Raw genomic sequence first — 25,575 nt, forward strand, 5'->3', positions numbered from 1 at the left:
AAAACGTTAAATGGTATCTTTTTTGGATGAAAAAAGATCATTTAATTTATCCGCTGCTTCTTGATCAGCGGATCGTAAAGCGTGACCATACGTGTCCATCGTGATGCGAATATCAGCATGGCCAAGTCTTTCTGAAATGATTTTGGCATGAACGCCCTGATTAATCAGCATGGTGGCAGAAGTATGTCGTAGATCATGCAGTCGGATGTATCGGACGCCAACACGAGTCGTAAATCGTCTCCACCAGGTTGTAGGCGTGGTTGGATAAAAGTGCTTCCCGTTTTCATTACAAAAAACAAATTCATGTTTTTTCTCATCCCATAAATCCCCCATTTTCATTTTTTCTTTCCGCCAATGCAGTTGATATCTTTTTAACTCCAATAGAACAGAGGAGGGAAGAGAAATTAAACGTTTGGATGTTTCGGATTTTGGCTCTTTTAAAACCGCACGCCCCTTTTCGCCACGGCTAATGACTTGATCGATGTGAATTGTTCCGTTATCAAAATCGACGTGCATCCACTCTAATCCAAGAAGTTCTCCACGTCTTAATCCAGCAGCTAGGGCCAATGTGATGAATAACCGCCAATGAAACGGTTCGTCTTGAGCAGTTTCGAAAAGAGCTGTGATTTCCTTTTCGTCATATACATCCACTTTTTTCTTTGTTCGGTCTTTCGGACGCTTCACAGAAGCAACTGGGTTCTCCTTGAGTATTTTCCAGTCTTCGGCTCGTTGAAAAACATTTCGAAGAACACGATAAATATATTCTATAGTAGAGATAGAAATCGCCTTTTCGTCCCCGTCAGTTCGTTTCAAACCATCGAGAAAGTTCACTATATGAATCGGCTTCACTTGATCCAGACGCATATGTCCGAACGTAGGTAAAATATGATTCTTTAAGTAGGATAAGTACGTATCCAGGGTCTGTTCGCCGAGCTCTTTTTTTGCATATTTCTTTTCCCATTCCACAGAGAAATCGGCAAATGTCAGCTTTTCTGGTGCGATATATTCACCGGATTCAACCTCTGTTTTAAACTTATAAAGCTCCGCATTCAAATAATCGTTTAGCTTGCGTGTCTTCTTCAAAAGGTCTGGATCCACACGAATTGTTTTTGATCGTCTTTTTCGTTTACCATTTCCGTCATAACCTGCTTCAACAATTAGTCGGAACGAATTATCACCGCGTTTTTCGATGCTTGCCATAGTGCTCACTCCTTCATCTTAATCATTCAAATAATTTATGTATTAATCAATGACACAACTGATACAAAAGTTAGTGAATGTATTCCATTACTTCAAGTAGATAATACAAAAGTGCTTATATATCAGGCTTTAATTTTTGTATTCCAGACTTCAGAACATTTATTCTCGGAACATATGTTCTTTTTGAGCTTAAAGAAAAACCCCAACTCATGAAGGGAGGGGTTGAGTGAGATTAAAGGAAAAGTTCACATTAAATTCAACTGAATATCAGGTTCATTGTAAATATACTTGTAAGACTGTGGAGCCGTGAAATCTTTGTCTAACTCCTTTGGATTTATAGGCTCATCATATTCAACAAACTCTTTAATCTTGATGGCAAATCCATTATTTCGTCCAGAAAAATACTCTAGGAAAGAATCTTTCGATATACCAGAATACCTTGCCGTCTGATTCCATAATTCAACAGGCGAGTCCTTAATAATTCTATCTATTTTAAACTCACCAATGATTCTACCAACAGGCATTGTAGAATAAATAACAACAGACTCTACATTTTTCTTGAAAATGCGTTTTCGGTATTCAAATTTTTTATTTCCATTTATGATTTCTTGAACATATTGTGGTTTAATCGATAATAATACCTTCACTTACTCCACCTTCTTCTAAAATTCGATTAAACTGCTTATCCGTTAGTTTGATAAACGACCAACGTGTATTTCGATCTAGACCAATTTCATCGGCCAATTTTTGTCTGATTAACCGCTTGCTTAAAGCGACATTATAAGTCATTTTAACAGTATAGCAGCCGCCTTTATTATACCAGTATTTTAAATCATCATAATCAAATATACTATAAGTAGTGGCATATTGAAAGAAATCATCAAAATTCGCGAATTCATGTTGGCTTTTCACCTCTTCTACAACACAAATAGAAGAAACGACAGAGCTATACTCTGCAGATTTACCAGGTGTGGCAGTTCGATACATTACGAATATGTCGCCAGGATTCGCGCGATTAACTTTCATCGTGGTTACATAGATCTTATGAATACTATTCGTAACGCTACAATCTTCCAATACGTTTATATTTTCATTATTTAAAATAGAATCAGGAAACATAATAGAATGATATTGTGGATAGATCGCTAATAAATATTTTTGTTTTCCTTGGGTACTAATCAAAGGGTAATCTTTTAGGACTTCGCCAGAAAGTTCAACTAGATTTTTCACCAAAACGAGCTCACCATTAGATTTTTGACCAAATCGAGTAAATCCATATTTTTCAAATATTTTTAATAAGGATGACTGTTTTTCAAATACAGTAACATAACAGAGTTCAACATCACCTGCGATTGCATGATCAAGTGCTTTTTTTATAAAACGCTCTCCCAAACGAGTTCCATGCGGATTTATTTTTAAGGTTCCGATTTTTAAGGCACTTGTACAATCAATCACTGGATATACGTCATCAATTGGCCCGTGTTCGTACTTTAAGTATAAAAAACCTTCGACTAAATCGTTTTCACGAAGGATATATGCTCTTTCGTTTCCTTTTTTATGAAACCATTTTTCAAATTCTGGGTAATCCTCTTTTAATGAATCAAAAAATGGATCATCTAAGTTAATGTCAGCAAAAAGCTCATACTTCAAATAAGGTTCAGTTTTCATGATAGTTCTCCTCCTAAATTTAAATCAATTAAAATGCTAGTAATTTCCTCATAATCATGAGAAGAGCAGTGATGAATAACCGGGATGTTAAGTAAGTTTGCAACATGAGAAGAGTATGAAATCTCCTGTTGCTGTAGTTCTTCCAAGAGAGAAGCATCGTAGACTTTTGCATCTCTACTATTTAAGCGTTCCTGGATGATTTTGATATCATCATATAAAACGATAAAGAGTTTAGGTGACAAAGCTGAAAAAGTTTCAACTGGGATTTGTTGAATAGTACTGTTTTTATCGAGCAAACAAAAATGCCCATCCAATATGAAGGAATCTTCAAGAATTATTCTTTGAATTGATGAGACGAGTATTTCTTGATTGCCGTTCACATTTGAAACTTCTTTCGAGATAGAGGGATTGTTTATGTATTCATTTATTAGTGTACCGGCTGAATACGATTTTGTGCCGGTCCGATCTTCAAGGTACTTACAGAATGTTGTTTTACCTACACCATGAATACCTGAAATAAAAACAATATTTTTATTCATACAATATTATCTCCTTATGTATTAGTGGGAAATATATATTTCACAACATCCCCGCCGGCTGCAGGTACATTAAAAAGAATGGCCGGGGAAAGGCTGCCTATTTTAAATGAGCAACTTCTTTTTCTGAGCGTCAAACTCTTCGTGAAAAGAATACCTGTGTCTGCATCATTTACTTTTCAAGATGCCTTATTTTCATCAGTGATATCTTCGCTGACTACCTCAACTACTTCACCCTCAACAACAGGCAGCAGGCTTTCCTCATCAATTCCTTTATAAGTACCATATACTTTAACGTGCGAATCCAATCTCATTAGATCGTCTGAGAGATTTTCAACCCAATAATGGATAGAATCATCCTCTTTTTTTACTACAAATTTTGTACGGGCCGGAATAGTACCATTGTCAGCGTAATCATCAGCAGACGCTACAATCCCATCGATCACCACTTTAGCTCCATCTTCAATCCCGTTCTCAGACATTGTGGTGTAATCAAGTATTTGAGCTTCTTTTTTTAGTTGAGCTTCAGCTAAGGAAGCTGTTTCTTGACTTGTATCGCTTGAAGAATTCTCATTAATGCAGCCACTTAAAATAAGAACAGCTGAGAAGAAAACACTCCCTGCAAACCACTGTTTTTTCACTTTTATTTCCTTCTTTCATAGTTAGATAGGATATACATAATCTGAGAACAGCATCGCCCATAGAAGTGCCTTTCACACCATCCCCGCAGCTGCTGGTACATCACATCAAAAAAGAACGCTGAGAAAGGGGGTGGGTGAGAAATCTATTAATTCATTTTTGCCAAAGCTTTATTCATTTGTTCTTCATTTGCTTTGACTGGATCACTATCAACAGTATCGACTCCACGGTAAACATATTTTGTATTCTGCCAAAAATCAAAAGCGAAATCGCCAATAGGAACTTGAGGACTATTCCGGTAATAGACATCGATTACTTCTGACTTGAATATGTTTTCTAGCATATATGCATCGTTTGAAGGACCGGATAAGTAAGCTCCCGATGTAAATTCATCGATAATGTATTTTTCAAATTCTTTTAATTCGGAAGTGTTCGGTGTGTAGTCTTGAGCGTAGAGACTAATTTCATCAAACTTTTCTGTTTCTGATTTACTTGAGACAGCCACATCTTGAATTTTGGAAAGCCAGCTATCAGGTTCATTTGTTTCTTGAACTTCTTTATGGACTGTCTCACTATCCTGATCAGCAGATGTTTCAGTATCAGCTTCATTTACTCCCGTTTCTGTAACAGAATTATTGCTAACCTCAACGCCCTCGTCTACATCGAAAAACGCAGTACATCCGCCAACGAGTAAAGCCAACACAACAAGCAGTCCTAGACAACCAAGACATCCTTTGAACAGATTGCTCATTTCGAAAAATCCCCCTTTTAAAAATAAGTCATCCATATCATGAAAATAGTACTATTCAATGGCTAAAATAAATACACACCATAGTGTGCTAATAATGCCGGACTAGTCATTCTATCTATCTTCCTATAAAAAAAAGATGATTTCCACACTTTTCCTTCGACATATTACGACAAATAATGATAGGGATAGAATCCTTTTCTTTTATCCGTAATACACCATAGCCCGTTGTATCAGCCAACGCTCAAGCCGTTCTTCAGCAAAGTCATGCTCAACACCGAATGTTTGAGCAATTATTGCGATAGCTGCTTGCTTATAAGCTGGTAAATCTAGTTTTTCAAGCATAAAAGTTGGAATACAAAAGTGCAGGGCAAAGCTATTGGCCTGCCATTCCTGCATTTTTAAGAAGAAGGGAGGAAGCGTGTACTGATTCCCTGCGTGGCGCAACAGATGACAGAGCTCATGGGCAAATTCTTGCCATTGCACAGCAGGGGAGAGATTTTGATTCAGCATGATAAATGAAAATTGTTCATACTCTATGCACTTGCTTGTACCATCAACATAATCAATGACAATACCAAGCCTTGCAGATATTTCTTCAGGATTTAGTTGTCGAGGATGGTGGATTCCAATGTTCGTGTAGAGATTTTCGATAAAATCTTCTAAATGTGTTTTTGTATAGACCAAAGTGACCGCCTCTTTTCCAATTAACAATTGTAGGAACGTATGTTTTTATCAGTGTATAACAAAACATACCAAAAAGGAAAGGGGGAAGTAGATGATTGAGACATAGTATTACATCTAGCTAGGTATAATGGTAATATTTATTAAGCAGTTATCACTAAAAAAGGGGAGCAGTTGATGACAAATTTGGATATAGGAGATTATCTAAAAAGTTTTATAACAAGCGCAAAAGAAAATAATAATTTAGATGTAAATCACAATTATTATTCAGAGTATACATCCACTTTAAAAGCCTGGATAACAGATAATGAATCTAAAGATTATTTGGTCCTATTAGACACTTTTGAAAAACAGTTGGGTTCCTTAAAATATAGTGATTATCATAAAGTTGGGTCACTAATTGATGTTACAGTAGAAATATTTATAGAAGCTTCTCGTTGTCATATAAAAGATAAGAGAGAGAGAATTGAGATTTATACAAGATCTATTAATTTGCTTATTAATTATGCGACTCTACTTGAATCCATTGGTTGTGTTGGTGAGTCTTTTAATTATTTAGTTAAAAGCATAAATCCTGATTATAATTTCAAAGATCCCGAAAGAGAACTAAAAACTGAAGTCAAATTTGATTATTTCTTTGAGGGAATAGAACTTAGAATTCCTAGGGTAAGAGAAATTCTGTTGGGTTATTGTTCGGTTTATTTTAGGGTTAGCGGTGTACTTGGAAACGCATTAAGTGAGTCCTTGGAAACCTATAAATTGATGAAAAATTTTGTGGAAATAACCGATTGCACAGATGAAGATATTAATTTTTTATGTAACTCTTCACGAATATTATTTGTAACTAAGGATTCCGAATTGATTGGATTAACGTTTTTATTAAAGGAATTATTAAAAAAAGTTCGGAATACTTATCAGAGATTTTTGATAATAGAAGCACTGTTGACCTTTCACACTGATAATTTAGAATCTACTGAAATAGTGAGTTTACATAAGCATTTAAATAAACTTAAGGATAGGAAAATCCTTAAATATAGAAAAAAAATTTTAAACGTAAGAGAACTACAAACCAATGAATCATTTCCAAGGAAAATTTTAATTGACAGTGTATATGAAATAATGGATTCAATTTATAAATATTATCCTGAAAAAATATACAGTAGTCTACAGCGACAAAGACAAAGTTGGATAATTAATGATATTGTTTATACTTTGATACAAAGAACAAACTATGATTTAGCATTGACACTAGCATTTATTTGGAGAACTTATAATGGTGAACGTTTAACAAATATTTTGCAAGAAAAAGAAATGATTATTTTAGCCATTTCAAATGTCCATGATATGGAATGTTGGTACTTAATAAAAGACGCTACAAATACTAAGCTAAAAAAGTATAAATCTCAAACCACTCATGCAGATTTTTTGAAGTTGAAAGATGAAATCGAATCAACGTGGATGGCAATGTTAGAAGATAAAGATACACATGAACCTAAAATTCCTGGTAATCCAGATTTGAATAAAAAAACTTCCCAAGCATATTTATCACGTTTAAATGATTTTTATAGTTTGGATAAGCTAATCGAAGAAGTTAATAATGTCGATTCTGTTGAGAAATTAAAAGTATTTGAATTATCAACTTTTAATACGCCGTTTCAGTCTATTATGTCTGTTGGTGTAGATAAAGAAATAATCGTCCTATCAAAAGAAAATAAAAAACAGGAAGCACAATTTAAAAAAGTCCTATTATGGATTGATCCAGATATGAGTTTGTTTACAAGTAAATATGAACTGGAAGCATTAAAATATTTTCTGGGAAAAATGCAGATCGGTAATCAAAATATTACAATAAGATTCCAAAACGAATGTAGTAAGACCGAATTTATAGAACTTTATGCTTCTGAAACTTATGATTTAATATGGGTGTCAGGTCATGCCAATTTTGATGCGGATAACCCTGTGAAAAGTTGGCTGCAAATATCAGAAAGTGAAAAATTGTATCTCTATGAAATATCTGAAATAAAAATTATCAGAGATCAGAGAAGACTTTTGGTTTTAAATATGTGTCAGAGCGCTGCAGCTCACATAAGATATAATAGCATGGACTTTAATGGTATTTCTCAAATTTTAACAAACAAAGAGCAATCTGTATTAGGACATCGTTGGTTAACCAACTATTTATCTTCTTCAACCTTTGGCGCTATCTTAATGTTCTACCTTAGTCAAGGATTGAATTGGAATCTATCTACCAACTATACACAACATCTTTTATCTTCCGGAGCGTCAATAATTACAAGTCAATTTATTGAAAAATACAGTGAAAGTCAGAACTTAGGCATTTTAGAACGAGTAAATAACCAAGAAAGCATCGAGCTAGATTTAATTGCATACTGGGGTTCTTCAGTATATTATGAATAATTTCTTAAAGTATAAATAAAGCAATTTTAATTAAGATAGTATAGATTAAAACCCTTCTTCCTATATAGGAAGAAGGGTTTTTTAGAAAATCAAACAATTTTCAAATAATCTTCTATTAATGTGTAAAAATAATACACGCCGTAGCATGTTTATTTCAGTCCTCTTCGTTTAAGCACTTCCCAAATCGGCTACGTGTCTTTATAAAGATTGTTAATTGAAATAAATAAATTTGAAAAGGTGGTGCGATATAACAGTATACCTTACAAAGTTTACAGAAAACCATTACCCACTGTTTAGAAAATAATTATTGAATAATCTTAAAAAATTCATCAACATTTTCAACTTTAGATACAAGATTGGGAATATCTCTAAATGAAAGATTGGTTAAACAACTTCTCAAATAGTACGTTTTTTCATTTGTGTTTTTGTTTAATCGCGAGCCTAGCCGTGCGTTGATAAAGCCAGCTTCTTCAACGATAGGGTTTTCTTTTAGGAAATTAGCAATTTCGTTAGATTTAACTGTGTATAGTGTCGTATCTTTTTGTTGATTAGAGTATTGCCCGATCAAATATCCCACAATCGCACTCCCTTGTGTAAGAACGGACGAAACAAAAAAATCACTTAACGGATTCCCTTTTTCAACAGAGTATTCTTCCATAGGGCTTTTTAATAATTTTTTATAGGATTCAGAGTTGGGTAAAACGACTTTAACGCCTTCAAACTCTTCAAAAACACCTAATGATTCGATCTCTTCTGTAGAATAATATGTCTTTTTCACTGCTTCCCGTATTTCGTTAATATCTATAGCCATTTCTTGTGTTGTTTGATTAGGCATTGTAGTTTTGAATTTCTCACTAATAATTTCAGCTAAGGATTCCTGGATACATTTTTGGACTAAAGGTCGAGAAGTATTAATAAACTGTTGCGTTACTTTAAATTTAAAGCGCTCTTTTATGACATATTTAATGAAGTCGTCATTAGGGCTTTCGAAAATTTCTTTTATGACGGATTTAAAAGATTGGTAATACATCAGAGACTCGGCCATTAATTTCAGACTATCATAGTCATAAAGGTTTTTAGAAAACTTAATTAAGTGGTTGAAATCTTCTTCATTATAGTCAGTTATATTAAAAATAAAAAATGGTTTAGAATCCATTATATTCGCGTGATTTAAATCAGTAAAAAAGTGATACTCAATTCCATTGGTTAAGATTCCTAATCGGACACTAGGGAAAGTACTAAAATATCTACTTAATTGCGGAGCATTTTTGGTAATGCTGCTGTTCATTGATTTTGCTTCGACGAAAATTTTGGGGATCCCATTTATAGAAATAGCGTAATCTACTTTCTCATTCTTTTTATGGAAATCTGCTGTGAATTCCGGTGTCACTTCCTGGGGGCTATATGTATCGTAGCCTAGTCCCTTGAGTAGAGGTAAAATCAAAAATTGCTTTGTTGATTCCTCATTCTTTATTAAATCCTTATTGTCGTTCACAACGTTATTTAACATTTCCAATGTTTCTTTGAGATTCATCTTGTACACGCTCCTCTAAAGATATTTCTTGAAATTCGCCAACCCTTCAAAAATTCCATACATTCAGCAAGTTTTACAGATAATCCATCCATATCATGAAAATAGTACCATTAAATAGCTAAAATAAATACACGCCGCAGCGTGTTTATTTATTTAGTCCTCGTTTTTTGATTACTTCCCAGATCTGCCTCATTTCCTCTGCTATCGCTGTAACAGATCAGGCAAACGGACAAGCCCGAAAACGAGACGGCCTATCAATTGTACTCTTTGCTCGGGAAAAGGTGAGAAAACGAAGGCAGGGGCCAAATACACGGCGGATTTTAAAGTTTATTACAAGGATGGTCGGACAGAAATTGTGGATGTCAAAGGCGGACCTACTTCACGGGATTTTCCATTGCGGCGAAAGCTACTTGAAAAGGCGATTGGACAAGAAGTGACGGTCATGGAGTACAGTCGCGGTGAGTGGAGAAGGAAACGCTGATACACAGTTGACACATGATGTGACATAAAAAGAGACGGGTTTCCCCGTCTAATTATTTAGCTTATCTAGCTTGTCAGAAATAGTTCTTAGAATTTTGTTCTTTTCCTGCTGTATTTTAAGGTATTTAACCAGAAACCAAATTACAAATACAACTGGGGCTATGTAAAAGAAGATAGTTAAGATTGGAAAAATAGCAAAAACCGCATCACCGGTCATTTATGAGCCTCCTCTCATTTTGGGTAATTATACCATGGGGAGCAGTAGGACTGTGTTTACAATTTATAAAAGTAGTGAACAGTTCGACGAAACTATCTATTAAAAAGGGAGTGGCAGCCTTGAAAGTAGGCGATTGGGTTTTAGCGGCGTCTGGCCGGTACTGGTACACGAGTTATATTGATAGCTTTTCGCAAGATTCAGAGACGGTTCATGTGACGAAAATAACCAGGTTTGTAAGAGGTATTCCCGAAAACATCAAACCAGCCCCAGCTACGTGCTCAATGAATTTAATTGTACCGTTGGATTCGTCTCTTTTGAAAGAAGATTATGACGAACTTATCGATTTAGCGATCATGAATGCAGATAAGGAATGGTTCTTTGAGTTAAGAGAAAGGATACTACAGGATGCGTAGGTAAATGTGGAAGTGGAAGCTTTAAACAAAAAAGAGCCAGGTTAATACCTGACTGTAAAAGAGTTGAATTTGCAGGGTGCGTATGACGAGGAAATGTCATACAAAAACAATATACCCGTTAATCAAAAGTTTACACCAAAAAAGCCAGGTTTGCCCCGGCTTTAAAACATAGGAATCACCATAGCAAAATGTTCCGTTTGAAAGAAGTTTAACCAATAAAAAGAAAATGATGCAAAAAAAGCCAAGGAAAGTCCCCAGCTCTTGAAATATTACTCGCAATTCTATTTTAACAGACTGGGGGCAGCTTTTGTGAAATTAAGAGAACTAGAAATTAATCCTAGTACAATGGTAATGAAATTGGATATAATGGAACTAAATAACAAAGCCGTCGTAATTTGCGATGGGAAAGTGAAAATTGCAGATCTGCCGCAGCATGGGGAAACGAAGATCATAACGCATCAAGGTAAAGTGAAAAGAGTTAAATGGGATCAAGGAGAGGAATTTTAAAGTGAAACAAGATTTTTTAAAGATATTTAACAACTATGAAAACTTTTACAGGAATCCTAATCAAGTAAGCTCAGTAGATATAAAAAAATTGATACGATACGATCTCCCCCAAAAACTACAATCACTACTAAATTTAGACCCTCAAAAACACATGGTTATTGGTTCGTACGGTCAAGGTAACTTAACTGAAACTCCATGGATAGCTATTTATGAAAGAAGTATTACGGAAAGCGCACAGCGGGGTTTTTATGTGGTCTTTCTGTTTCGCAAGGATATGGATGGTGTCTATCTTTCATTAAATCAAGGAACTAGATATCTTAGAAAAAAATTTATTGGATATAAACCAATAAACAAAATGAAGGATATAGCAACGAAATTAAATGAGGAAATTTCTTTTTCTACTTTAATCGGAAAGATAGATCAACTTCAACTGGGTTCTAAAAATTATGGTGCTGCTTATGAAGCAGCAAACATTCAGGCGAAATATTATGACAAAAATACTTTTCCAAATAATCAACAAATCTTGTCCGATATAAGCCTATTACTTAGCAACTTGGAAAAAATAAAGAACTTTATTGGAATAAGAAATTTAGATCAAGTTATTGATGAATTACTCTACAAAGAAGAGATTGAAGACATTAAGTTTCAAGAAGATATTACCTTTGCTAAAGCTTCTAGTACAGAGGAAACTCCTCAAAATATTCCGGATCAAGGGACAACTAACTCTGTAAAAACCAAGTGGAAAAGAAGTGCTGAGAAAGCAAAAGAAGCACTCATCAAAGCGAATTATCAGTGTGAGATTGATATAAATCACGAAACTTTTGTATCGCCACGTACTAATAAAAACTTTGTAGAAGCTCATCATCTTATTCCAATGTCGAATCAGGGTAGTTTTAATTTCAGTTTAGACGTGCCTGGAAATATCATTGCTCTATGCCCGAATTGTCATAGGAAAATTCATCATGGCAGTCCAAATGATAAAAAAGAAATGTTAAAAGCTTTATATAACGAAAGACAAGACAAATTAAAGGCTTTTGGAATTAAAAAAGAAATTGAATACCTTTTAAAATTATACGAGATATAAAAAGGTGGAAAGTTAAAAATGACTTGGAAAATCATGAAATCTAAAGCAGTGTTTGATCGGACTGATCCAAAATATCCATATCGATATTCTTTAGTAAAAGTATGGAATTCATCTCTTCCGAGGGCAGTTGTGATAATGCTCAATCCCAGTATTGCTGATGAGTTGAAAATGGATCACTCAGTGAATCGTTGTGTGAATTATTTAATTGACCATGATTATGGGTCTATTGAAGTAATAAATTTATTTGCTTTTATAGAAACTAATTCAAAAAAGCTAAAGGCTTCTAAACAATATGTAGGACCTGATAATGATTTTTATATAAAAGGGGCAATTAACGACGAAAAGACATCACTCATTATAATAGCTTGGGGAAGAGATACTATATATAAAAATAGAAAAAGAGATGTTTTAGCATTCTTAGAGGGTAAGTGTCTGAAATTTTTTGAAGATTCTACCGAAAGAACAATTCCAGTACATATATCCAGGTTGGAAAGTGAGTTTAAATTAAAAGATTATCACTCTACGTTATTGAAACCAAAGAAGAAAAAGTGAATTCATAGGATAAAAAGTTGTTACTTTTTGATTAAAAAAGAGTTCTATCAGAACCAGATCACTGGCAGAGTCTAAATGAACAACAGAATATTGGTGAAGAAATAAAAAAATTATGAAGTACAACAAAACAAGATTAAATAGCTTAATGGGATAGAATAAAAGGCTACTTACTTAAACAAAATTATTATAATTTCTCGGAGGATATTTAAATGGACAAAGCTTTTGTGCTAATCAAATTTGTTGAACCGCAATATGAAGAGGACTTTTTAAATGGCAACATCTACATGAAAAAAAGTAGTTATTTTGTTGATTTGGAGAACAAAGGATTAGATAAGGGAATTGGTGATAAATATGAAGGAGCATATCTTAGAAAATTAGATCCTAAAATGAAAAACGTAATTATGGTAGGTCCTAATGGTGAAATGTTAAAGATAGATATGGATAAAAGTTATTTAGCTGAGAGTTATGGATTCTCAAAGCATATCCCACTTAGTTGTTTTGTAATGTTATCAGCAGACGACTTCATATTTAATAATCAGGGAGAGGGAACACTAAAAGAAGAAGTTTTTAAAGAATTATCCAAAGACTTTAATGGACGAAAGGCAATTATTATTTCTAAGGTGAATGAGTTTTTAAAACAAATAGAAACCGAACTTGACGCTACAGGACAAAGCATTCATTTTGGTGCTGTTCAGTATTTTAATGAGTATGATCCTAATCCATTAGATAAAGCTGTTTATGAAGAGGAGCCTATAATGGCTTTTATGTATAAAAGGGATTATTTTAAATATCAAAGAGAATTTAGACTTGTTTTAGGAGCTCCAATTGATGCAGAAAGTAAAACTTTAAGTATTGGAGATATCAGAGACAATACAGAAAGTATAGACTTTAATGACTTAAGAAAGATAACACTCAACCAAAGAAGTGTTGAAAAATAATAAGCCTTACCAGCCCACTGGTTGTATTCTGAATTATAGTAAGGGAACCAATTACGAATTAAATTATTTTTACGTTAGCCTACACCATTTTATAATGGTTATATTCTATTTAATGTTTTTGTACTCCAATATAATTAAAGAACATTTTGCCGAAAAAAGATTAACATTCTTGTTGAAATATTAGATGTGTGCATCCAGCAGGCAGGAGATTTAATGAAAAAGAGTGAGAAAAAGGGAAGTGGATGCGACGGGAAGAGGCGAAAGAATCTTGAGTGAACCAAAAAAAAAGCAGAAGAGTTTGATAGCAAATAATTTTGTGGAATTTATTTTAGCATTATTAATTATCATGTTATACCTATTTATAGGATTTGTTCCTTTAATACTGTTAAAGGCTTATAATTGGGTTCAAAATTTAGATACGACGTCTCAGCAGTACATGTTAACAAGTATAATGTTATTTATAGTTTTTATCATATTGTTTTTAAACAATATGATAAAAATATTTTTAGTCAGTTACATAGCTTTGATTCCCTTGGGTTTTATTTTCATAGAAAATTTAGATTTGATAAATATAATTTTTATTTTTATAGAAAATTTAGATTTGATAAATATAATTTTTATTCCAGTTATTTTTTCGTACTTTTCTATAATAACAATATATAATTTATATATATTAAAAATGGTAAAAAACACTCAACAAATATATGGCACTCTCGAATTCTTTTTTGCATTATTAGTAGTGATTGTTATTCTCTTAGAATCTCAGTTAGGCTCTGTCGCTAGAGTGAATGATTCTGCATTTATATCCTATATCGAAGAATGGAAAAATTGGATATATTACTATGGGGGAATATATGTTGGAATAAGGGGAATGGAGAATATTTACAAAGGACTTTCTGAAAAGGATAGGAAGATTCTTTTCTTGAAACTTAGTCCTAAAGATGATGAGCCAGAGCATCATAAAGGGAAATTTATTGCCTTTCCTGCAAATTTAATAATCATGTTACAAGATAAGTATGACGATTATTAGAATAATTTTATAATCCCTACCAGCCCACTGGAGGACACTGAACAGACACGAAAATTCGTGTGCTGTTTGGTGTCCTTTTTTATTTGCCAAAAAGGAGTGATTATGATGAATCCAAGTTTGAAAGAGCAGCTAAAACAATGGAAGAAAGACCACCAGGAAGTAAAGCAAGAACGGAAGAAAGAAAAGCCGCCACAGAAGAAGCCGGAGAAGCTGTCTGAGCGTGAATTGCGAAGCTTAATGGGAATGGACATGCGGACGTTACGACGCGGTAAAGGTGGAGCATATAAAGGATAAGGGGGCACCTATAGAATGGGACAAATTTCTTTTTTACCTGAGATTGACCGAAAAGCAACACAAAAAAAGTTGGAAGAGGCGCTTGAAAGCGTTCGGATCTATAAGCAGATCGGCTTTATCAGAAGGGAAATGAAAACCACTCCTGCATATACTCCACGTTATCATGGCGAAACTTATTCCGTGGGTAATCCCGCGGAGGAAACAGCTTTATGGAACGTAGAGAAGGAAAAAGAACTTGAGAACTTAGAAGACAATTTGGATCGTGCGTTAAATCGTCTTTCCAGAATCGAACGGGCAATTATTCAAAAAAGATATTTAGAGGATGAAGACGCATTTGATTACATGATCCACAACGAGCTAGGAATGAGCGCGAGAACCTATGGACGAGTGAAATCCAGAGCATTCTACAAGCTGGCTTTCATGTTGCGGCTTGAAGTCGTGAAGGGGGAAGAAAATTAGTGGCAAACAATTGGCAAGATTTTGGCCGCACAATGGCACGCGTTTTGTTATTGGGGGTGCTATTATGTTAGTAGGGAAATATAAGGAATGAGGCACTCACTGATAACGGTGGGTGTTTTTTCTTTTGTGCTGAGCGTGACACTGAGCAGAGAAGAAAAAGAGAGGTGAAGAGGCATGAAGAAGTGTCAGAAATGCATATGGCTCATAAAAGCGGGTGATAGGGCTTCGTGTCCTTTTGTTAAATGTGTGAAAAAAGGCGGATGGACAGCTGGGAAATAAGAGGTGTTTAGCTTCTTTTGTCGAAATATAAGGCGAAAGGAGATGGTTATAATGGCTAAGCTTTATAAATTGGTTTATCACTTTAAAGATGGAAAGTCATGGGATGAGAAAACGCATGATATAGCGCTTTCGGCTGATCAAATTGCGTTCATGCTGAATGAATTTCAGAAACCAGGTTCAGAATTAACTCAAGAATCAACAGGTGAAACAAGAAAAGCAAGTGAAATCAAATCAATTGAATTACTGTTTTAATCAACGGCACCCATCGCGGTGCTATTTTTTATGCCCAAAATAAACAAAGCAAATAGCGCAAGGGGTTGATAGGATGTGAAACGAAAGACCGGGAGGAATGAAGGTGATGTGACGTGGTCAAATGGGGTGCAATACGAGAAGAATGGAAAGCAACTAAAATCACACTGGTAGCATTAGCGGAAAAGCATGATATAAAACTCAGTACGTTAAAAAGCTGTGAAGAAAGGTGTATCCAGGTTACATACATCTTGAAGAAGAGGGAGTATACTGTTAACAGGGATCATATACACGTTGTGTAGGAATCAATATTCGGAAATAGCGTTACAGACAGGATGGGTCTGTAACGCTATTTCTCAGGTGAAAGTTATTTTTCAATAAGGAATGATTCTTTTAATCTAGAGACGCCTACCTGATTCAAGTAATTATCGTGGCAAAAGCAGTTATCACACTTTCTTAAGGTTCGAGTGACGTTGTCAATTATAAATGGACAATTCTTAATAGCAGATGTCAGAATCTTTCTTGCTTCTGAACCAATAACTAAATCTGATATCCTTACACTTGGATCATCTAAAATAATTTCTTTTAAGTAAGGCTCAAAGGGAAATGCATCTTTGGTGAAACGCAGGGTTATCATCTCTCTGTATGCGCCCTTGGTGTATGTTTCTTTAAACTCATCGAAATTTTGAAAATATCGATCAACATCTGTTTGACCATCATGCCATCTTATAGGGTTATCTTTAGTAACCCAGAGCTCTGGCAGGGAGGAAGATGATAAAAGATCAACATCGAATTTAAATAATACAGGACCGTAGTGGTTTTGGCGATTAAATCTTTTATGGAGATCTACGCTATCAAGGAATATGTCGTACCAAACATTGTACTTTTGATCAATGGCGTCAGAACTTTGAGGTGTTTGATATAAGCCAAAGTCCTCAACAGCTCCGCGTGAAAGGAGCCCCTGTTGTTCAATGAAAGTAGCAGCAGTAGCTACAGTGTTTGCATGATACAAAAAGTTAATATCTTTACTCTTTAGATAATCCAGTAAATCTAAAGGATTTAGTTTCAATCAAATCTCCCCCTTAAATAATGAATCTATGTACCTATTTTAAACTAATGAATGAGAGAAAGATAGGCAATAAACAGTCAAAGGGGTTAGGGGATTCTCTGAGGTGCTTCTTCTTTATTCTTTTTTGTCATACAGCTGCCGTATACATGAGAAGACAAAATAAAAAGTTGGATATGAACGTAAACAGGCGCTCTCCTTACGGTAGCTTTGCTTAGAAGGTTATTAACTTCTTTTGTCGAATGGTAGACAGAGGAGGTGAGAATATGACTAGAGAAATAGAGTCGAGTTGTCCTGGTTGCGGCGGGCCAATTTATACAGACGAAAATGCAATGACAGGCTTTTGTGAAGAATGCTCTAAAGACAAGTAATTTTTACACTCACTTATGTGGGTGTTTTTCTTTTGTGGCTAAGCATGACACTGAGCAGAGAAGAAAAAAGGGTGAAGAGGCATGAAGAAATGTCAAGCATACATATGGCTCATAAAAGTGGGTGACAGGGCTTCGTGCCCTTTCAGAAAATATGTGAAAATAGTTGTGTGGGCAGATAGTAAATAAGAGGGGTTTAGCTTCTTTTGTCGAAATGTAGGGCGAAAGGAGTGTGAAATGATGGCAACTAGACCATTCTTTGTTGAGATTAATTGTGAGACTTGTAATAACACGTACGGAGTAGTAGGAACCAATAACCAGGAAGTACATTTGACGACAGGACCTAATCAAGTCATAGCGTCAAGTATCGAACCGGTAGGAAGTGTAGTAACTACAGAAGGCACGAAAACAGATTATGAAATTTCTGCTCGTTGTTCTATTTGCGGGAATATGAACGACACTAAACTGGTTTATTGAGAAATTAGGCATCCTCCGGGGTGCTTTTATTTTGCTCGAAAATGAAAATAATGGAGCAGTGGTTACAGGTGAATAAAGTATACATAGTAAGATGAAATGGGCATAAAGCTTCTGACGTTGAATATGCTAATTAAGTTGAAGGAGATGATATTTTGAAGGCCATAATAAAGTTTAAAGATGGCACGATTATCAATTATAATTCAATTGAAAAAATGAAGTCATGTGAAGGTCTTGATTTTATTAGTAGCATAATGGCCGCAATTAAAATTGAATCAGAAGAGAAAGATAATAAATATGTTGATGAACAAATTCTAACTGCTTCAGATATTTATTCGTTAGAAATTATAATGTGATTTCACAGCATCCTCAGGGAATGCTTTTTTCTTTGCTCAAAAACAAACAAATAACGGAGGTGGCGGTAATGTGACATGGTCAACTGGGATGCAATACGAAAAGAGTGGGAAACAACGAAAATCACGCTGGCTGCATTAGCTGAAAAGCATGACGTGAAACTCGGTACCTTAAAGAGCCGGAAAAGCCGTGAAGGATGGTCGAGGGATCCAACGAAAAAGGATGCATCCAAAATAGAAAAGGTTGCAACCATAGAGCGGAAAGATGCAACCAAAAAGAAGGGCGCACCCGTTGGTAACTCTAATGGGAAAGGTAATAAAGGCAACAAAACAGCAGCGCCTCCGAAACGAAACTCAAATGCTCTCAAACATGGCTTTTATGCAAAGCACCTGCCGGAAGAGTTTTTAGAAATAATGGATGAAGTCAGAAAGGCAGATCCCATCGATTTAATCTGGGAACAAATTGTTATTCAATACACTTCCATCATTCGTGCCCAAAAGGTTATGTGGGTAGCGAGCGGTGATGACCATTTAAAAGAGGAATCCGGAAGCAGTTGGGGTGACGCGGGCGGTGGAGAATCGTTCAAGGTGTCTTTTGCTTATGAACAGTATTATGCCTATTTAAGCGTCCAGTCTCGCGCCATGGCAGAGCTCCGTAACTTAATCAAACAGTTTGATGAGCAGGCTCACGTTCACGACGAACGCCGCTTGAAATTGGAGCAAATGCGCATAGCCATCGACAAATCAAAAGCGGAGATCGAAAAGTTAAACAGCAACAATGATGATGGACCAATTGAAATTCTCATCAAGAGAAAGCAGGCGGACTCATGATTGAAAAAGAAGTGAATCCGCGTTTCGAAGACTTTCTTTTTGACTGGTCAACGAAATTTCAATTTCTCGTCGGTGGCTATGGCAGCAGTAAAAGCTACCATGTTGCATTAAAAATTATATTAAAGCTGCTGGAAGAAAAACGAACCGCTCTCGTTGTCCGTGAAGTATACGATACACACCGCGACTCAACGTATTCTCTACTTGAGGAACTGGTTAATGATTTGGGCCTTGAAGGACGCATTAAATGCATGACGTCTCCAATGCAGATCCGCTTTCCTAACGGATCAAAGATCATTTTCAAAGGTATGGATAAGCCAATGAAGCTGAAATCCATTAATAACATTTCGCTTATTTGGCTGGAAGAGTGTTCAGAGATCAAATATATCGGCTTCAAAGAACTACTTGGCCGCTTGCGGCATCCAAAATTAGATCTGCACATGATTCTCTCAACAAATCCAGTCAGCAAGTCAAACTGGACTTATAAACACTTTTTTAAGGACGAGACCCAAAAAATCTTTGTCTTGGACGATGAGCGGCTTTATCGTGAGCGAACGATTATGCAAGGAAACACGTATTATCACCATTCCACTGCTGACGATAATTTGTTTTTACCGGAAAGTTATATCGAACAGCTGGAGGAAATGAAAGCTTATGATCCAGACCTTTACCGAATAGCTCGAAAAGGTCATTTTGGTGTAAATGGAACCAAGGTATTCCCTCAGTTTGAAGAACAGCCGCACGATGCGGTGGTGGATGCCATTTCGAAAATCCGCCGACCTCTACTACGTAATGGAATGGACTTTGGATTTGTAAAGTCTTTCAACGCGTTGCTGCGTATGGCAGTGGATCGTGAAAATTTAATTTTATATATCTTTTGGGAGTATTATGAGCGAGGAAAAGATGATGAGGACACTGCTGAGGATATCCGTATCTTTCAGAAAAACCGATGGGAAATACGTGCAGACTCCGCTGATCCAAAAACGATTTCTTATTTTAACAAAAAAGGTTTTCGTATGAAGGCCGCTAAAAAGTTTCAAGGTTCCCGGCTCCAATATACAAAGAAAATCAAGCGGTTCAAAAAGATTATCTGCTCAGATCAGTGTCCGAACACGATAGAAGAATTGAAATATTTAACGTTAGCTGTTAACAAAGATGGAGAGGTGATTGAAGATGAATTCAACATCGATTCACACTCCCTCTCAGCCGTGTGGTACGGGTTAGACGACTATGAAGTGCAGGACTTGAAACGTTCATATTGAAAACAAGGACACCGTGCAGAACGGTGTCTTTTTCTTGTGCAGAAAGGCAGGTGATTAAATGACGATCAAATGGAAAAAATTCAATAGCGACGTCGTAAAAGAGTGGCACGGAGACATTGATTATCATCGTGACTTATATAAGGGTGATCATGCAAAGCTTTTTCCACGTGCAAAAGAATTGATTGAAAAAGGCGAGATTACTGACAGGCTGATTAAGGGACCGGTAGATGCTCGAAACGTGAAAACACCATATATCACGGCGAATATCTCAAAGTTGATTGCTGAAATCCCTGCTACACTTGTTGCTCGGTCGATCGGTGAAGTCAGGTCCTCGTTGCAGGCTGATGAGTTGCAGAATGAAGCAGTGAACGACAAAACGGACAATGCTATTGACGGCCCAGAAAGTGGAGTGAACAGTGAGATCATCCACACACAAACAGAACTGATTGACCAGATCACGAAAAATAGCAAATTGGATTTTGAACACTGGTCCAATATCGTCATGCACCAAGTTGACGGAGGCGTTGTTGGTATCCCTGTGAAGGACGAGGACGGTGTACGAATCGATTTTAAGTTGCGGGATGTATATTTCCCTCATGAGGATGGGAATGGCGCTGATTTAGGTTTTATTCGCAAGTTAGGTGAAGACTTAGATGAATACTTTCATGTGTATCGAGAGCGCATTGAAAAAGGGGATTTAAGAGTGACGCATATTCTTCATTCCATCAACGATAGTGATGAACTCGAACAGGTAGAAGATACATTGGCGCTTGAATTGCTCGGCATTGAAGAACTAGAAACTAAGTATACAGGCCGCTCCCGTTTACTGATTCACTATTGGGCGAACGAAAAGACCATGCTTGATCCTCTCGGCCGCTCCTGTTTAGAGAATCAAGGCAGTAAACAAGATGACATCAACTGGACATTGACGCGGAATAGCATCACATTTGAGCGGAACGGAAAACCTCGTCTTGCTATATCGAAAGAGGTCATGGAACGCCTTGAACAACTCGCTTATGAGCGCTATGATGATGAGACGAAAATCGATCACCGAGATCTGGAAGTGACGACGTTCGATGAAAAGGGTAAAGCTATTGAAATTATTCAAATTGATATTGATCAAATCGGTGACATTCAATGGGTGAAAGACTTGATGAAAACAATGCTTATGGAGACACGAACATCTGAAAAGGCGGTCGATTTCTACTTAGCAGAAGGAAGCGGTGGCTCACAGTCAGGTATTGCAAAATTCTATGATTTGTTCGTGTCGTTGACAAAAGCGGAGCAGATTTTGAAAGAGTACGTGGCGTTTCTGAAAGGATTATACGAAGGCGCATTATGGCTGCTTGAAGATGATGATGAAGCGGTCATTATTGAAGAACCAGAAATCACTGTGCTTGATATGGTGCCTGTGAGCCGCTTTGAAGTAGTCGAGAAGAATAATGCGGAGTATGTTGCCGGTACCGCTTCGTTGGAAACAGTGGTGCGTCGGAATAATCCATATGCGTCAGAGGATTGGATTGAAAATGAAATCACACGCATTGAAGAGGCAAAGCAGATGGATAACACTACATCACTGCTTCGTGGCAGGCAGACGCTTTTAAACTTGAACGATAACCGCGATGCCAAAGGAAATATTGTGAGGGATAAGGAATGAATCTTGAGCAACTATTAAAAGCTTTTTCGGAAGTGTTGTTCATCGTTTTCCAAGAAGTGGTCACCATCGATGATATCCTTAATGATAAAAAGAAAGCAGCGCTTCTGGCGTCCATTCTCGCCGCTCTCGATGATTTACAGGCCGCAACAGAAGAAGTGTTGCCAACCGAGTTAGCATCAGCGTACATGAGTGGATTGAACGAGGCACAAACAGCGTTGCAGGAACTCTTAACGTCCGTGCCTTTAAGTCCAATGGCCAAAGCGATTGCTGCAGCAGTAAAAATAAAGCCAGTCATTCAAAACCGCATTCACTTGAACGCACTTGACGAAATCGTTAGCGATACAATGGGTGATATGGCAGCCGCTTTCCGTACAGCGAAGGAAAGTGCTGTCACTACGATTGACAACACACTTGAAACGGTACGTCAGGAAATCGCATCCGGTATAATCCAAGGCGAGCACAGCAAAGTAGCGGCAAAGCGGGTTGCAAAAGAATTCGCCGAGGCGGGTATGACGTCGTTTATCACAAGTGACGGTAGGCGACTGCCGCTTGATTTTTATGCTCGGACAGTCACTCGGACAAAGATCCGGACAGCTCATGTGGCGGGAGCAGAGACTCGCTATACAGATGTGGGTGTTGGGTTGGTTAAAATTACAGGTTCTTATCCCACGTGTGATGTGTGTGCTCGTCATCGTGGATTGGTCGTTAGTTTGACGGGTGAACACGAGGGATATCCGACAAAAGCACAAGTTCCGCTACCGCCGTTTCATCCAAATGATCGTTGTGGTGTATCTCCTTTCATTCCGGAATTCGGTGATGATGAGGAAGAAGCGAAAGAACGATGGCGTAATTTTGATCCTGACGAGGATACAAGGACTCCCGCCCAGCGTAGAGCGTACGAAAAAGAGCAGGAAATCCGTCGCGTAGCCAGGCAGGAAGCGAAGGCCTATGAAAAGATGAAGGCGGCACTAGGTGACAAGGCACCGAAAACGATTGGAGCATATAGGCGGATGAAGAGAAAAAATGATAACAAGTGGCAGCAATTGCAGAGAGAGTATTTGAATGCTGTTCGGTCAATCTGATCTTGAATATATGAATATAAGAAAAGTAGTTGCTTTATCCTTCAAAAAGGGTTTATCTAAAAATAAGCTAAAATAGGAGGATTATCTTGATGTACGAAACTCATCATCATACATTTAGCACAGTGGATTACCAATGGACCGAACAGAATGTATTATTCGTTAAAGTAACCGGATTTGACGCTGAGGGAGGAAAAGAGTTCGAGGGAGTTGTGAAATTTATAGAGGGTGTACCTTTTGGTGATTTAATTCATGTTCAAAACTCATCATTGTCAACAAGTTGCAGGGGAGCTCTCCGTGCTTATTTATTGAATAGATATCATAACAAAGACTTTAATTAAGCTTAGAAACAGCATTCTTACAGGGATGCTGTTTTTTTGTCCAAACCGATGATGACAATAAAAGCATTCGAGCAGACAAACATTTTTGCCTGCTTTTTTTATGCGAAAAAAGCAGAGATGAAAGGAGAAAGAATATGTTAAACATTTTAAAAGCTTGGATTGCTACATTTGTTTTCTTGTTTAAGAAGACGCCTCCTTCTGCCGTGAAAGAAGAGGATTTATTGAAGCTAGACTTACAATTTTTTGCCGATGGTGATCCAGACGATCTAGAAGACCGAGAGGATCCTGAAGACAATGAAGATCCAGATGATGATGTACCAAACCTGGATGAATTGCTGAAAGATCCGAAATTTAAAAAGCAATACAATGCGAAGCTGAAGGATCAGTTGGGCAAACGGATGAGCAAGTTTAAAGATGTTGATCCGGAAGAGTATCGCCTACTCAAAGAACAGGCAGACAAAAAGAAAGATCCAAAAGAAGAGGATCCAAATGATAATGCCGCTCGTAACACTGAAAATGAAAAACGTCTCCTGCGTGCGGAACGCAGAGAAAAAACAGCTCTTGTAAAAGAATTTGCGGTTGATAATGGCCATAATCCGAAGCTACTTGCTCGCTTAATCAATATCGATGCGATTGAACTTGATGAGGATGGTAACCCGGATAACTTGGACGAGCTATTTGAAGAGCTCGAAGAAGAATTCCCAGAATACTTTTCTCCGCAAGAGGATGATGTCGATGAAGAAGAGCCACGAAAGAAGCAAGGCCGCTTCAATTCGGTGCCAAAACAAAAAGGGAATAAAGCAAAACCAGCTGATGCTTATCAAGCAGGTGTAAACAGTTACAAACGTTTGAAAGATGATTGCACCTATTGTTCAACCAGGCTAATGAACAAGGGATATAAAGAGTGAATGAAGAGCGTCCATTGCGGACGTTCTTTTTATATACAAAAACTGAAAGAGGTGCGGGATGCAACATAATACAGACACGTTATACACATCCGTTTTAGGGGGCAGCATATCAGCTGTTGCTTATTTTGTCGGGGGAGTGGATCATTTGGTTAAGGCGCTCGTGATCATGATGATCATCGATTATGTAACAGGATTCATGATTGCGTGGGGCAATAAAACAATATCGTCTGAGATTGGCTTTCGCGGGCTGATGAAAAAAACAGCCATGATATTTGCCGTCGTCGTGGCCGTGCAGCTGGACAATATCAGCGGTACAGGTGGCCAGTTTATGCGTAACACAATGATCATGTTTTTGATCGGGATGGAAGGAATCAGCTTTATTGAAAATCTTGGCCACCTAGGTGTCAAAGTGCCGAAGCAGATCAGCAGTGTTTTCGCCCAGTTGAAGGAAGAAAACGAGAAAATAGCAGGACCAGTCCTAGAAGTCACGACGAAAACTGAGATTAAGCAAAAGGAGGACGGTGAAGAAAAATGAGTAAACATATCGAGATTGATCCGGGACACGGTGGTAAAGATCCAGGTGCCGTTGGAAATGGGTTGCAAGAGAAAGCCGTCGTTCTAGATATAGCGAAAAAGACTGCAGCTTATTTAACGAACAACTATAGCTGTACAGTATCACTTACACGCATGACGGATGTATATCATGAACCAGAAGCAAAGGCACGTATTGCAAATACAAACAAGGCAGATTACCTTGTATCTATCCATTTAAACAGCTTATATCCAGATTCAAACGGATTTGAAACGTTCCGACAGCAGGGAGTGTCAGGAGAAACAGCAACGTTCCAAAAAGCCGTTCACGATGAGATTATGTCGTTTTTGAAACAATATGGTATCCGTGATCGAGGTATAAAACAGCAGAACCTAGCGGTGCTTCGTGTATCCAATATGCCGGCAGTTTTAACGGAAAACCTATTTGTCAGCAATCCTAATGAAGCGAAGCTGTTGAAAGATCCTGCTGTGATCGATGGACTGGCAAAAGCGCATGCAGATGGTATCGCGAAAGGAGCAAAGTTGGAGAGGAAAGCAACTGTCGCTGCAACAGTAACGCCAGGCAAGTACCGAGTCTTCACAGGTGTGTTCGACAGCAAGGAATCAGCCGAAGAAGCTGCAGCTCTCATTAAAGAAAAAGTCGGCTTGAATCCATTTATACGAAAAGAAGAATAATAAACACGAGCATGCCCTGGTTACGCTTTTGCGACCGGGGCTTTTTTTGTTTATTTCCACGCGAAAAAAGACCAGCCGTAGCC

General features: G+C 37.1%; 30 protein-coding genes. 20 read left to right on the forward strand and 10 right to left on the reverse strand.

What is annotated here, in order from left to right:
• Window positions 1-6 precede the first annotated feature (6 nt).
• The 7 genes from A3M5_RS0100600 to A3M5_RS21865 all read right to left on the reverse strand — a co-directional run bounded on the left by A3M5_RS0100600 (window position 7) and on the right by A3M5_RS21865 (window position 5,478).
• Complete coding sequence (locus tag A3M5_RS0100600) at window positions 7-1,200, reverse strand: tyrosine-type recombinase/integrase (RefSeq protein ID WP_018391809.1); 1,194 nt, start codon at window positions 1,198-1,200, stop codon at window positions 7-9.
• 245 nt (window positions 1,201-1,445) lie between these two features.
• The gene (locus A3M5_RS0100605) at window positions 1,446-1,847 is read right to left on the reverse strand and encodes an ASCH domain-containing protein (protein WP_018391810.1); all 402 of its coding nucleotides are present in this window, start codon (window positions 1,845-1,847) and stop codon (window positions 1,446-1,448) included.
• Window positions 1,825-2,868 carry a GNAT family N-acetyltransferase family protein gene (locus tag A3M5_RS0100610; RefSeq protein WP_018391811.1) on the reverse strand — a complete coding sequence of 348 codons (1,044 nt, stop codon included), beginning with the start codon at window positions 2,866-2,868 and terminating at the stop codon, window positions 1,825-1,827. The genes A3M5_RS0100605 and A3M5_RS0100610 overlap by 23 nt, the downstream gene beginning before the upstream one ends.
• Complete coding sequence (locus A3M5_RS21860) at window positions 2,865-3,407, reverse strand: ATP-binding protein (protein WP_018391812.1); 543 nt, start codon at window positions 3,405-3,407, stop codon at window positions 2,865-2,867. The genes A3M5_RS0100610 and A3M5_RS21860 overlap by 4 nt, the downstream gene beginning before the upstream one ends.
• A gap of 176 nt (window positions 3,408-3,583) precedes the next feature.
• The gene (locus A3M5_RS0100620) at window positions 3,584-4,045 is read right to left on the reverse strand and encodes a hypothetical protein (RefSeq protein ID WP_018391813.1); all 462 of its coding nucleotides are present in this window, start codon (window positions 4,043-4,045) and stop codon (window positions 3,584-3,586) included.
• A 146-nt stretch (window positions 4,046-4,191) separates the two neighbouring features.
• On the reverse strand, window positions 4,192-4,794 hold the full coding sequence (locus A3M5_RS0100625; protein ID WP_018391814.1) for a hypothetical protein: 603 nt from the start codon (window positions 4,792-4,794) through the stop codon (window positions 4,192-4,194).
• Between the two features lie 201 nt (window positions 4,795-4,995).
• Complete coding sequence (locus A3M5_RS21865) at window positions 4,996-5,478, reverse strand: ImmA/IrrE family metallo-endopeptidase (RefSeq protein WP_018391815.1); 483 nt, start codon at window positions 5,476-5,478, stop codon at window positions 4,996-4,998.
• Between the two features lie 174 nt (window positions 5,479-5,652).
• On the opposite strand from A3M5_RS21865, the gene A3M5_RS0100635 reads away from it, so the two are divergent.
• The gene (locus A3M5_RS0100635; protein WP_018391816.1) at window positions 5,653-7,893 is read left to right on the forward strand and encodes a CHAT domain-containing protein; all 2,241 of its coding nucleotides are present in this window, start codon (window positions 5,653-5,655) and stop codon (window positions 7,891-7,893) included.
• A 304-nt stretch (window positions 7,894-8,197) separates the two neighbouring features.
• On the opposite strand, the gene A3M5_RS0100640 is transcribed toward A3M5_RS0100635, so the two are convergent.
• Window positions 8,198-9,427 carry a type I restriction endonuclease gene (locus A3M5_RS0100640; protein ID WP_018391817.1) on the reverse strand — a complete coding sequence of 410 codons (1,230 nt, stop codon included), beginning with the start codon at window positions 9,425-9,427 and terminating at the stop codon, window positions 8,198-8,200.
• A 253-nt stretch (window positions 9,428-9,680) separates the two neighbouring features.
• Between A3M5_RS0100640 and A3M5_RS24150 the strand changes: the two genes are divergently transcribed.
• The gene (locus A3M5_RS24150; protein WP_231373254.1) at window positions 9,681-9,908 is read left to right on the forward strand and encodes a DUF1064 domain-containing protein; all 228 of its coding nucleotides are present in this window, start codon (window positions 9,681-9,683) and stop codon (window positions 9,906-9,908) included.
• Window positions 9,909-9,956: 48 nt separating this feature from the next.
• On the opposite strand, the gene A3M5_RS25655 is transcribed toward A3M5_RS24150, so the two are convergent.
• Complete coding sequence (locus A3M5_RS25655; protein WP_018391818.1) at window positions 9,957-10,124, reverse strand: hypothetical protein; 168 nt, start codon at window positions 10,122-10,124, stop codon at window positions 9,957-9,959.
• 119 nt (window positions 10,125-10,243) lie between these two features.
• On the opposite strand from A3M5_RS25655, the gene A3M5_RS0100650 reads away from it, so the two are divergent.
• The 9 genes from A3M5_RS0100650 to A3M5_RS0100695 all read left to right on the forward strand — a co-directional run bounded on the left by A3M5_RS0100650 (window position 10,244) and on the right by A3M5_RS0100695 (window position 15,932).
• Window positions 10,244-10,537 (forward strand): hypothetical protein, encoded by a 294-nt coding sequence (locus A3M5_RS0100650; protein WP_082193951.1) that lies wholly within the window; start codon window positions 10,244-10,246, stop codon window positions 10,535-10,537.
• A gap of 309 nt (window positions 10,538-10,846) precedes the next feature.
• Window positions 10,847-11,044 carry an XtrA/YqaO family protein gene (locus A3M5_RS0100655; protein ID WP_018391820.1) on the forward strand — a complete coding sequence of 66 codons (198 nt, stop codon included), beginning with the start codon at window positions 10,847-10,849 and terminating at the stop codon, window positions 11,042-11,044.
• A gap of 1 nt (window position 11,045) precedes the next feature.
• Window positions 11,046-12,128, forward strand: a complete 1,083-nt coding sequence (locus A3M5_RS0100660; protein ID WP_018391821.1) for an MrcB family domain-containing protein — start codon at window positions 11,046-11,048, stop codon at window positions 12,126-12,128.
• 18 nt (window positions 12,129-12,146) lie between these two features.
• Window positions 12,147-12,680, forward strand: a complete 534-nt coding sequence (locus A3M5_RS21875) for a DUF1643 domain-containing protein (protein ID WP_018391822.1) — start codon at window positions 12,147-12,149, stop codon at window positions 12,678-12,680.
• Between the two features lie 209 nt (window positions 12,681-12,889).
• Window positions 12,890-13,618 (forward strand): hypothetical protein, encoded by a 729-nt coding sequence (locus tag A3M5_RS0100670; protein WP_018391823.1) that lies wholly within the window; start codon window positions 12,890-12,892, stop codon window positions 13,616-13,618.
• Between the two features lie 268 nt (window positions 13,619-13,886).
• Entirely contained in the window at window positions 13,887-14,648 is a 762-nt protein-coding gene (locus tag A3M5_RS0100675; protein WP_155894641.1) for a hypothetical protein, read from the forward strand.
• A 102-nt stretch (window positions 14,649-14,750) separates the two neighbouring features.
• Window positions 14,751-14,942, forward strand: a complete 192-nt coding sequence (locus A3M5_RS21880; protein WP_231373210.1) for a hypothetical protein — start codon at window positions 14,751-14,753, stop codon at window positions 14,940-14,942.
• A gap of 15 nt (window positions 14,943-14,957) precedes the next feature.
• A complete protein-coding gene (locus A3M5_RS0100685) occupies window positions 14,958-15,401 on the forward strand; it encodes an ArpU family phage packaging/lysis transcriptional regulator (RefSeq protein ID WP_018391826.1) in 444 nt (147 codons plus the stop codon).
• Window positions 15,402-15,731: 330 nt separating this feature from the next.
• Entirely contained in the window at window positions 15,732-15,932 is a 201-nt protein-coding gene (locus A3M5_RS0100695) for a hypothetical protein (protein ID WP_018391828.1), read from the forward strand.
• Between the two features lie 364 nt (window positions 15,933-16,296).
• Here the strand turns inward: A3M5_RS0100695 and A3M5_RS0100705 are convergent, their stop codons facing one another.
• On the reverse strand, window positions 16,297-16,998 hold the full coding sequence (locus tag A3M5_RS0100705) for a hypothetical protein (protein WP_018391830.1): 702 nt from the start codon (window positions 16,996-16,998) through the stop codon (window positions 16,297-16,299).
• A gap of 994 nt (window positions 16,999-17,992) precedes the next feature.
• On the opposite strand from A3M5_RS0100705, the gene A3M5_RS0100720 reads away from it, so the two are divergent.
• From A3M5_RS0100720 to A3M5_RS0100765, 9 genes are all read left to right on the forward strand, one after another.
• Window positions 17,993-18,193, forward strand: a complete 201-nt coding sequence (locus A3M5_RS0100720; RefSeq protein ID WP_018391833.1) for a hypothetical protein — start codon at window positions 17,993-17,995, stop codon at window positions 18,191-18,193.
• Between the two features lie 75 nt (window positions 18,194-18,268).
• The gene (terS, locus tag A3M5_RS0100725; protein ID WP_018391834.1) at window positions 18,269-19,021 is read left to right on the forward strand and encodes a phage terminase small subunit; all 753 of its coding nucleotides are present in this window, start codon (window positions 18,269-18,271) and stop codon (window positions 19,019-19,021) included.
• Window positions 19,018-20,280 carry a PBSX family phage terminase large subunit gene (locus A3M5_RS0100730; RefSeq protein ID WP_018391835.1) on the forward strand — a complete coding sequence of 421 codons (1,263 nt, stop codon included), beginning with the start codon at window positions 19,018-19,020 and terminating at the stop codon, window positions 20,278-20,280. The genes terS and A3M5_RS0100730 overlap by 4 nt, the downstream gene beginning before the upstream one ends.
• A 58-nt stretch (window positions 20,281-20,338) precedes the next feature.
• Complete coding sequence (locus A3M5_RS0100735; RefSeq protein ID WP_018391836.1) at window positions 20,339-21,937, forward strand: hypothetical protein; 1,599 nt, start codon at window positions 20,339-20,341, stop codon at window positions 21,935-21,937.
• Window positions 21,934-23,019 carry a phage minor capsid protein gene (locus tag A3M5_RS0100740; protein ID WP_018391837.1) on the forward strand — a complete coding sequence of 362 codons (1,086 nt, stop codon included), beginning with the start codon at window positions 21,934-21,936 and terminating at the stop codon, window positions 23,017-23,019. The genes A3M5_RS0100735 and A3M5_RS0100740 overlap by 4 nt, the downstream gene beginning before the upstream one ends.
• Window positions 23,020-23,108: 89 nt before the next feature.
• Entirely contained in the window at window positions 23,109-23,357 is a 249-nt protein-coding gene (locus A3M5_RS0100745) for a hypothetical protein (RefSeq protein WP_018391838.1), read from the forward strand.
• A gap of 134 nt (window positions 23,358-23,491) precedes the next feature.
• Window positions 23,492-24,265 carry a phage scaffolding protein gene (locus tag A3M5_RS0100755; protein ID WP_018391840.1) on the forward strand — a complete coding sequence of 258 codons (774 nt, stop codon included), beginning with the start codon at window positions 23,492-23,494 and terminating at the stop codon, window positions 24,263-24,265.
• A 58-nt stretch (window positions 24,266-24,323) separates the two neighbouring features.
• The gene (locus tag A3M5_RS21885; protein ID WP_018391841.1) at window positions 24,324-24,800 is read left to right on the forward strand and encodes a phage holin family protein; all 477 of its coding nucleotides are present in this window, start codon (window positions 24,324-24,326) and stop codon (window positions 24,798-24,800) included.
• Window positions 24,797-25,492, forward strand: a complete 696-nt coding sequence (locus tag A3M5_RS0100765) for an N-acetylmuramoyl-L-alanine amidase (RefSeq protein ID WP_018391842.1) — start codon at window positions 24,797-24,799, stop codon at window positions 25,490-25,492. The genes A3M5_RS21885 and A3M5_RS0100765 overlap by 4 nt, the downstream gene beginning before the upstream one ends.
• Window positions 25,493-25,575: the final 83 nt, after the last annotated feature.

This window comes from Bacillus sp. 37MA, assembly GCF_000372765.1.
In the GTDB taxonomy this organism is placed as follows: domain Bacteria; phylum Bacillota; class Bacilli; order Bacillales; family Domibacillaceae; genus Domibacillus; species Domibacillus aminovorans.

What these genes read in the sequence shown, in the direction of transcription:
- A3M5_RS0100600 (WP_018391809.1), bottom strand. Translation starts at nt 1,200, where the DNA reads ATGGCAAGCATCGAAAAACGCGGTGATAATTCGTTCCGACTAATTGTT.
- A3M5_RS0100610 (WP_018391811.1), bottom strand. Translation starts at nt 2,868, where the DNA reads ATGAAAACTGAACCTTATTTGAAGTATGAGCTTTTTGCTGACATTAAC.
- A3M5_RS21860 (WP_018391812.1), bottom strand. Translation starts at nt 3,407, where the DNA reads ATGAATAAAAATATTGTTTTTATTTCAGGTATTCATGGTGTAGGTAAA.
- A3M5_RS0100625 (WP_018391814.1), bottom strand. Translation starts at nt 4,794, where the DNA reads ATGAGCAATCTGTTCAAAGGATGTCTTGGTTGTCTAGGACTGCTTGTT.
- A3M5_RS0100635 (WP_018391816.1), top strand. Translation starts at nt 5,653, where the DNA reads ATGACAAATTTGGATATAGGAGATTATCTAAAAAGTTTTATAACAAGC.
- A3M5_RS0100640 (WP_018391817.1), bottom strand. Translation starts at nt 9,427, where the DNA reads ATGAATCTCAAAGAAACATTGGAAATGTTAAATAACGTTGTGAACGAC.
- A3M5_RS25655 (WP_018391818.1), bottom strand. Translation starts at nt 10,124, where the DNA reads ATGACCGGTGATGCGGTTTTTGCTATTTTTCCAATCTTAACTATCTTC.
- A3M5_RS21875 (WP_018391822.1), top strand. Translation starts at nt 12,147, where the DNA reads ATGACTTGGAAAATCATGAAATCTAAAGCAGTGTTTGATCGGACTGAT.
- A3M5_RS0100670 (WP_018391823.1), top strand. Translation starts at nt 12,890, where the DNA reads ATGGACAAAGCTTTTGTGCTAATCAAATTTGTTGAACCGCAATATGAA.
- A3M5_RS21880 (WP_231373210.1), top strand. Translation starts at nt 14,751, where the DNA reads ATGATGAATCCAAGTTTGAAAGAGCAGCTAAAACAATGGAAGAAAGAC.
- A3M5_RS0100685 (WP_018391826.1), top strand. Translation starts at nt 14,958, where the DNA reads ATGGGACAAATTTCTTTTTTACCTGAGATTGACCGAAAAGCAACACAA.
- A3M5_RS0100695 (WP_018391828.1), top strand. Translation starts at nt 15,732, where the DNA reads ATGGCTAAGCTTTATAAATTGGTTTATCACTTTAAAGATGGAAAGTCA.
- terS (WP_018391834.1), top strand. Translation starts at nt 18,269, where the DNA reads ATGGTCAACTGGGATGCAATACGAAAAGAGTGGGAAACAACGAAAATC.
- A3M5_RS0100730 (WP_018391835.1), top strand. Translation starts at nt 19,018, where the DNA reads ATGATTGAAAAAGAAGTGAATCCGCGTTTCGAAGACTTTCTTTTTGAC.
- A3M5_RS0100735 (WP_018391836.1), top strand. Translation starts at nt 20,339, where the DNA reads ATGACGATCAAATGGAAAAAATTCAATAGCGACGTCGTAAAAGAGTGG.
- A3M5_RS0100740 (WP_018391837.1), top strand. Translation starts at nt 21,934, where the DNA reads ATGAATCTTGAGCAACTATTAAAAGCTTTTTCGGAAGTGTTGTTCATC.
- A3M5_RS0100745 (WP_018391838.1), top strand. Translation starts at nt 23,109, where the DNA reads ATGTACGAAACTCATCATCATACATTTAGCACAGTGGATTACCAATGG.
- A3M5_RS0100755 (WP_018391840.1), top strand. Translation starts at nt 23,492, where the DNA reads ATGTTAAACATTTTAAAAGCTTGGATTGCTACATTTGTTTTCTTGTTT.
- A3M5_RS21885 (WP_018391841.1), top strand. Translation starts at nt 24,324, where the DNA reads ATGCAACATAATACAGACACGTTATACACATCCGTTTTAGGGGGCAGC.
- A3M5_RS0100765 (WP_018391842.1), top strand. Translation starts at nt 24,797, where the DNA reads ATGAGTAAACATATCGAGATTGATCCGGGACACGGTGGTAAAGATCCA.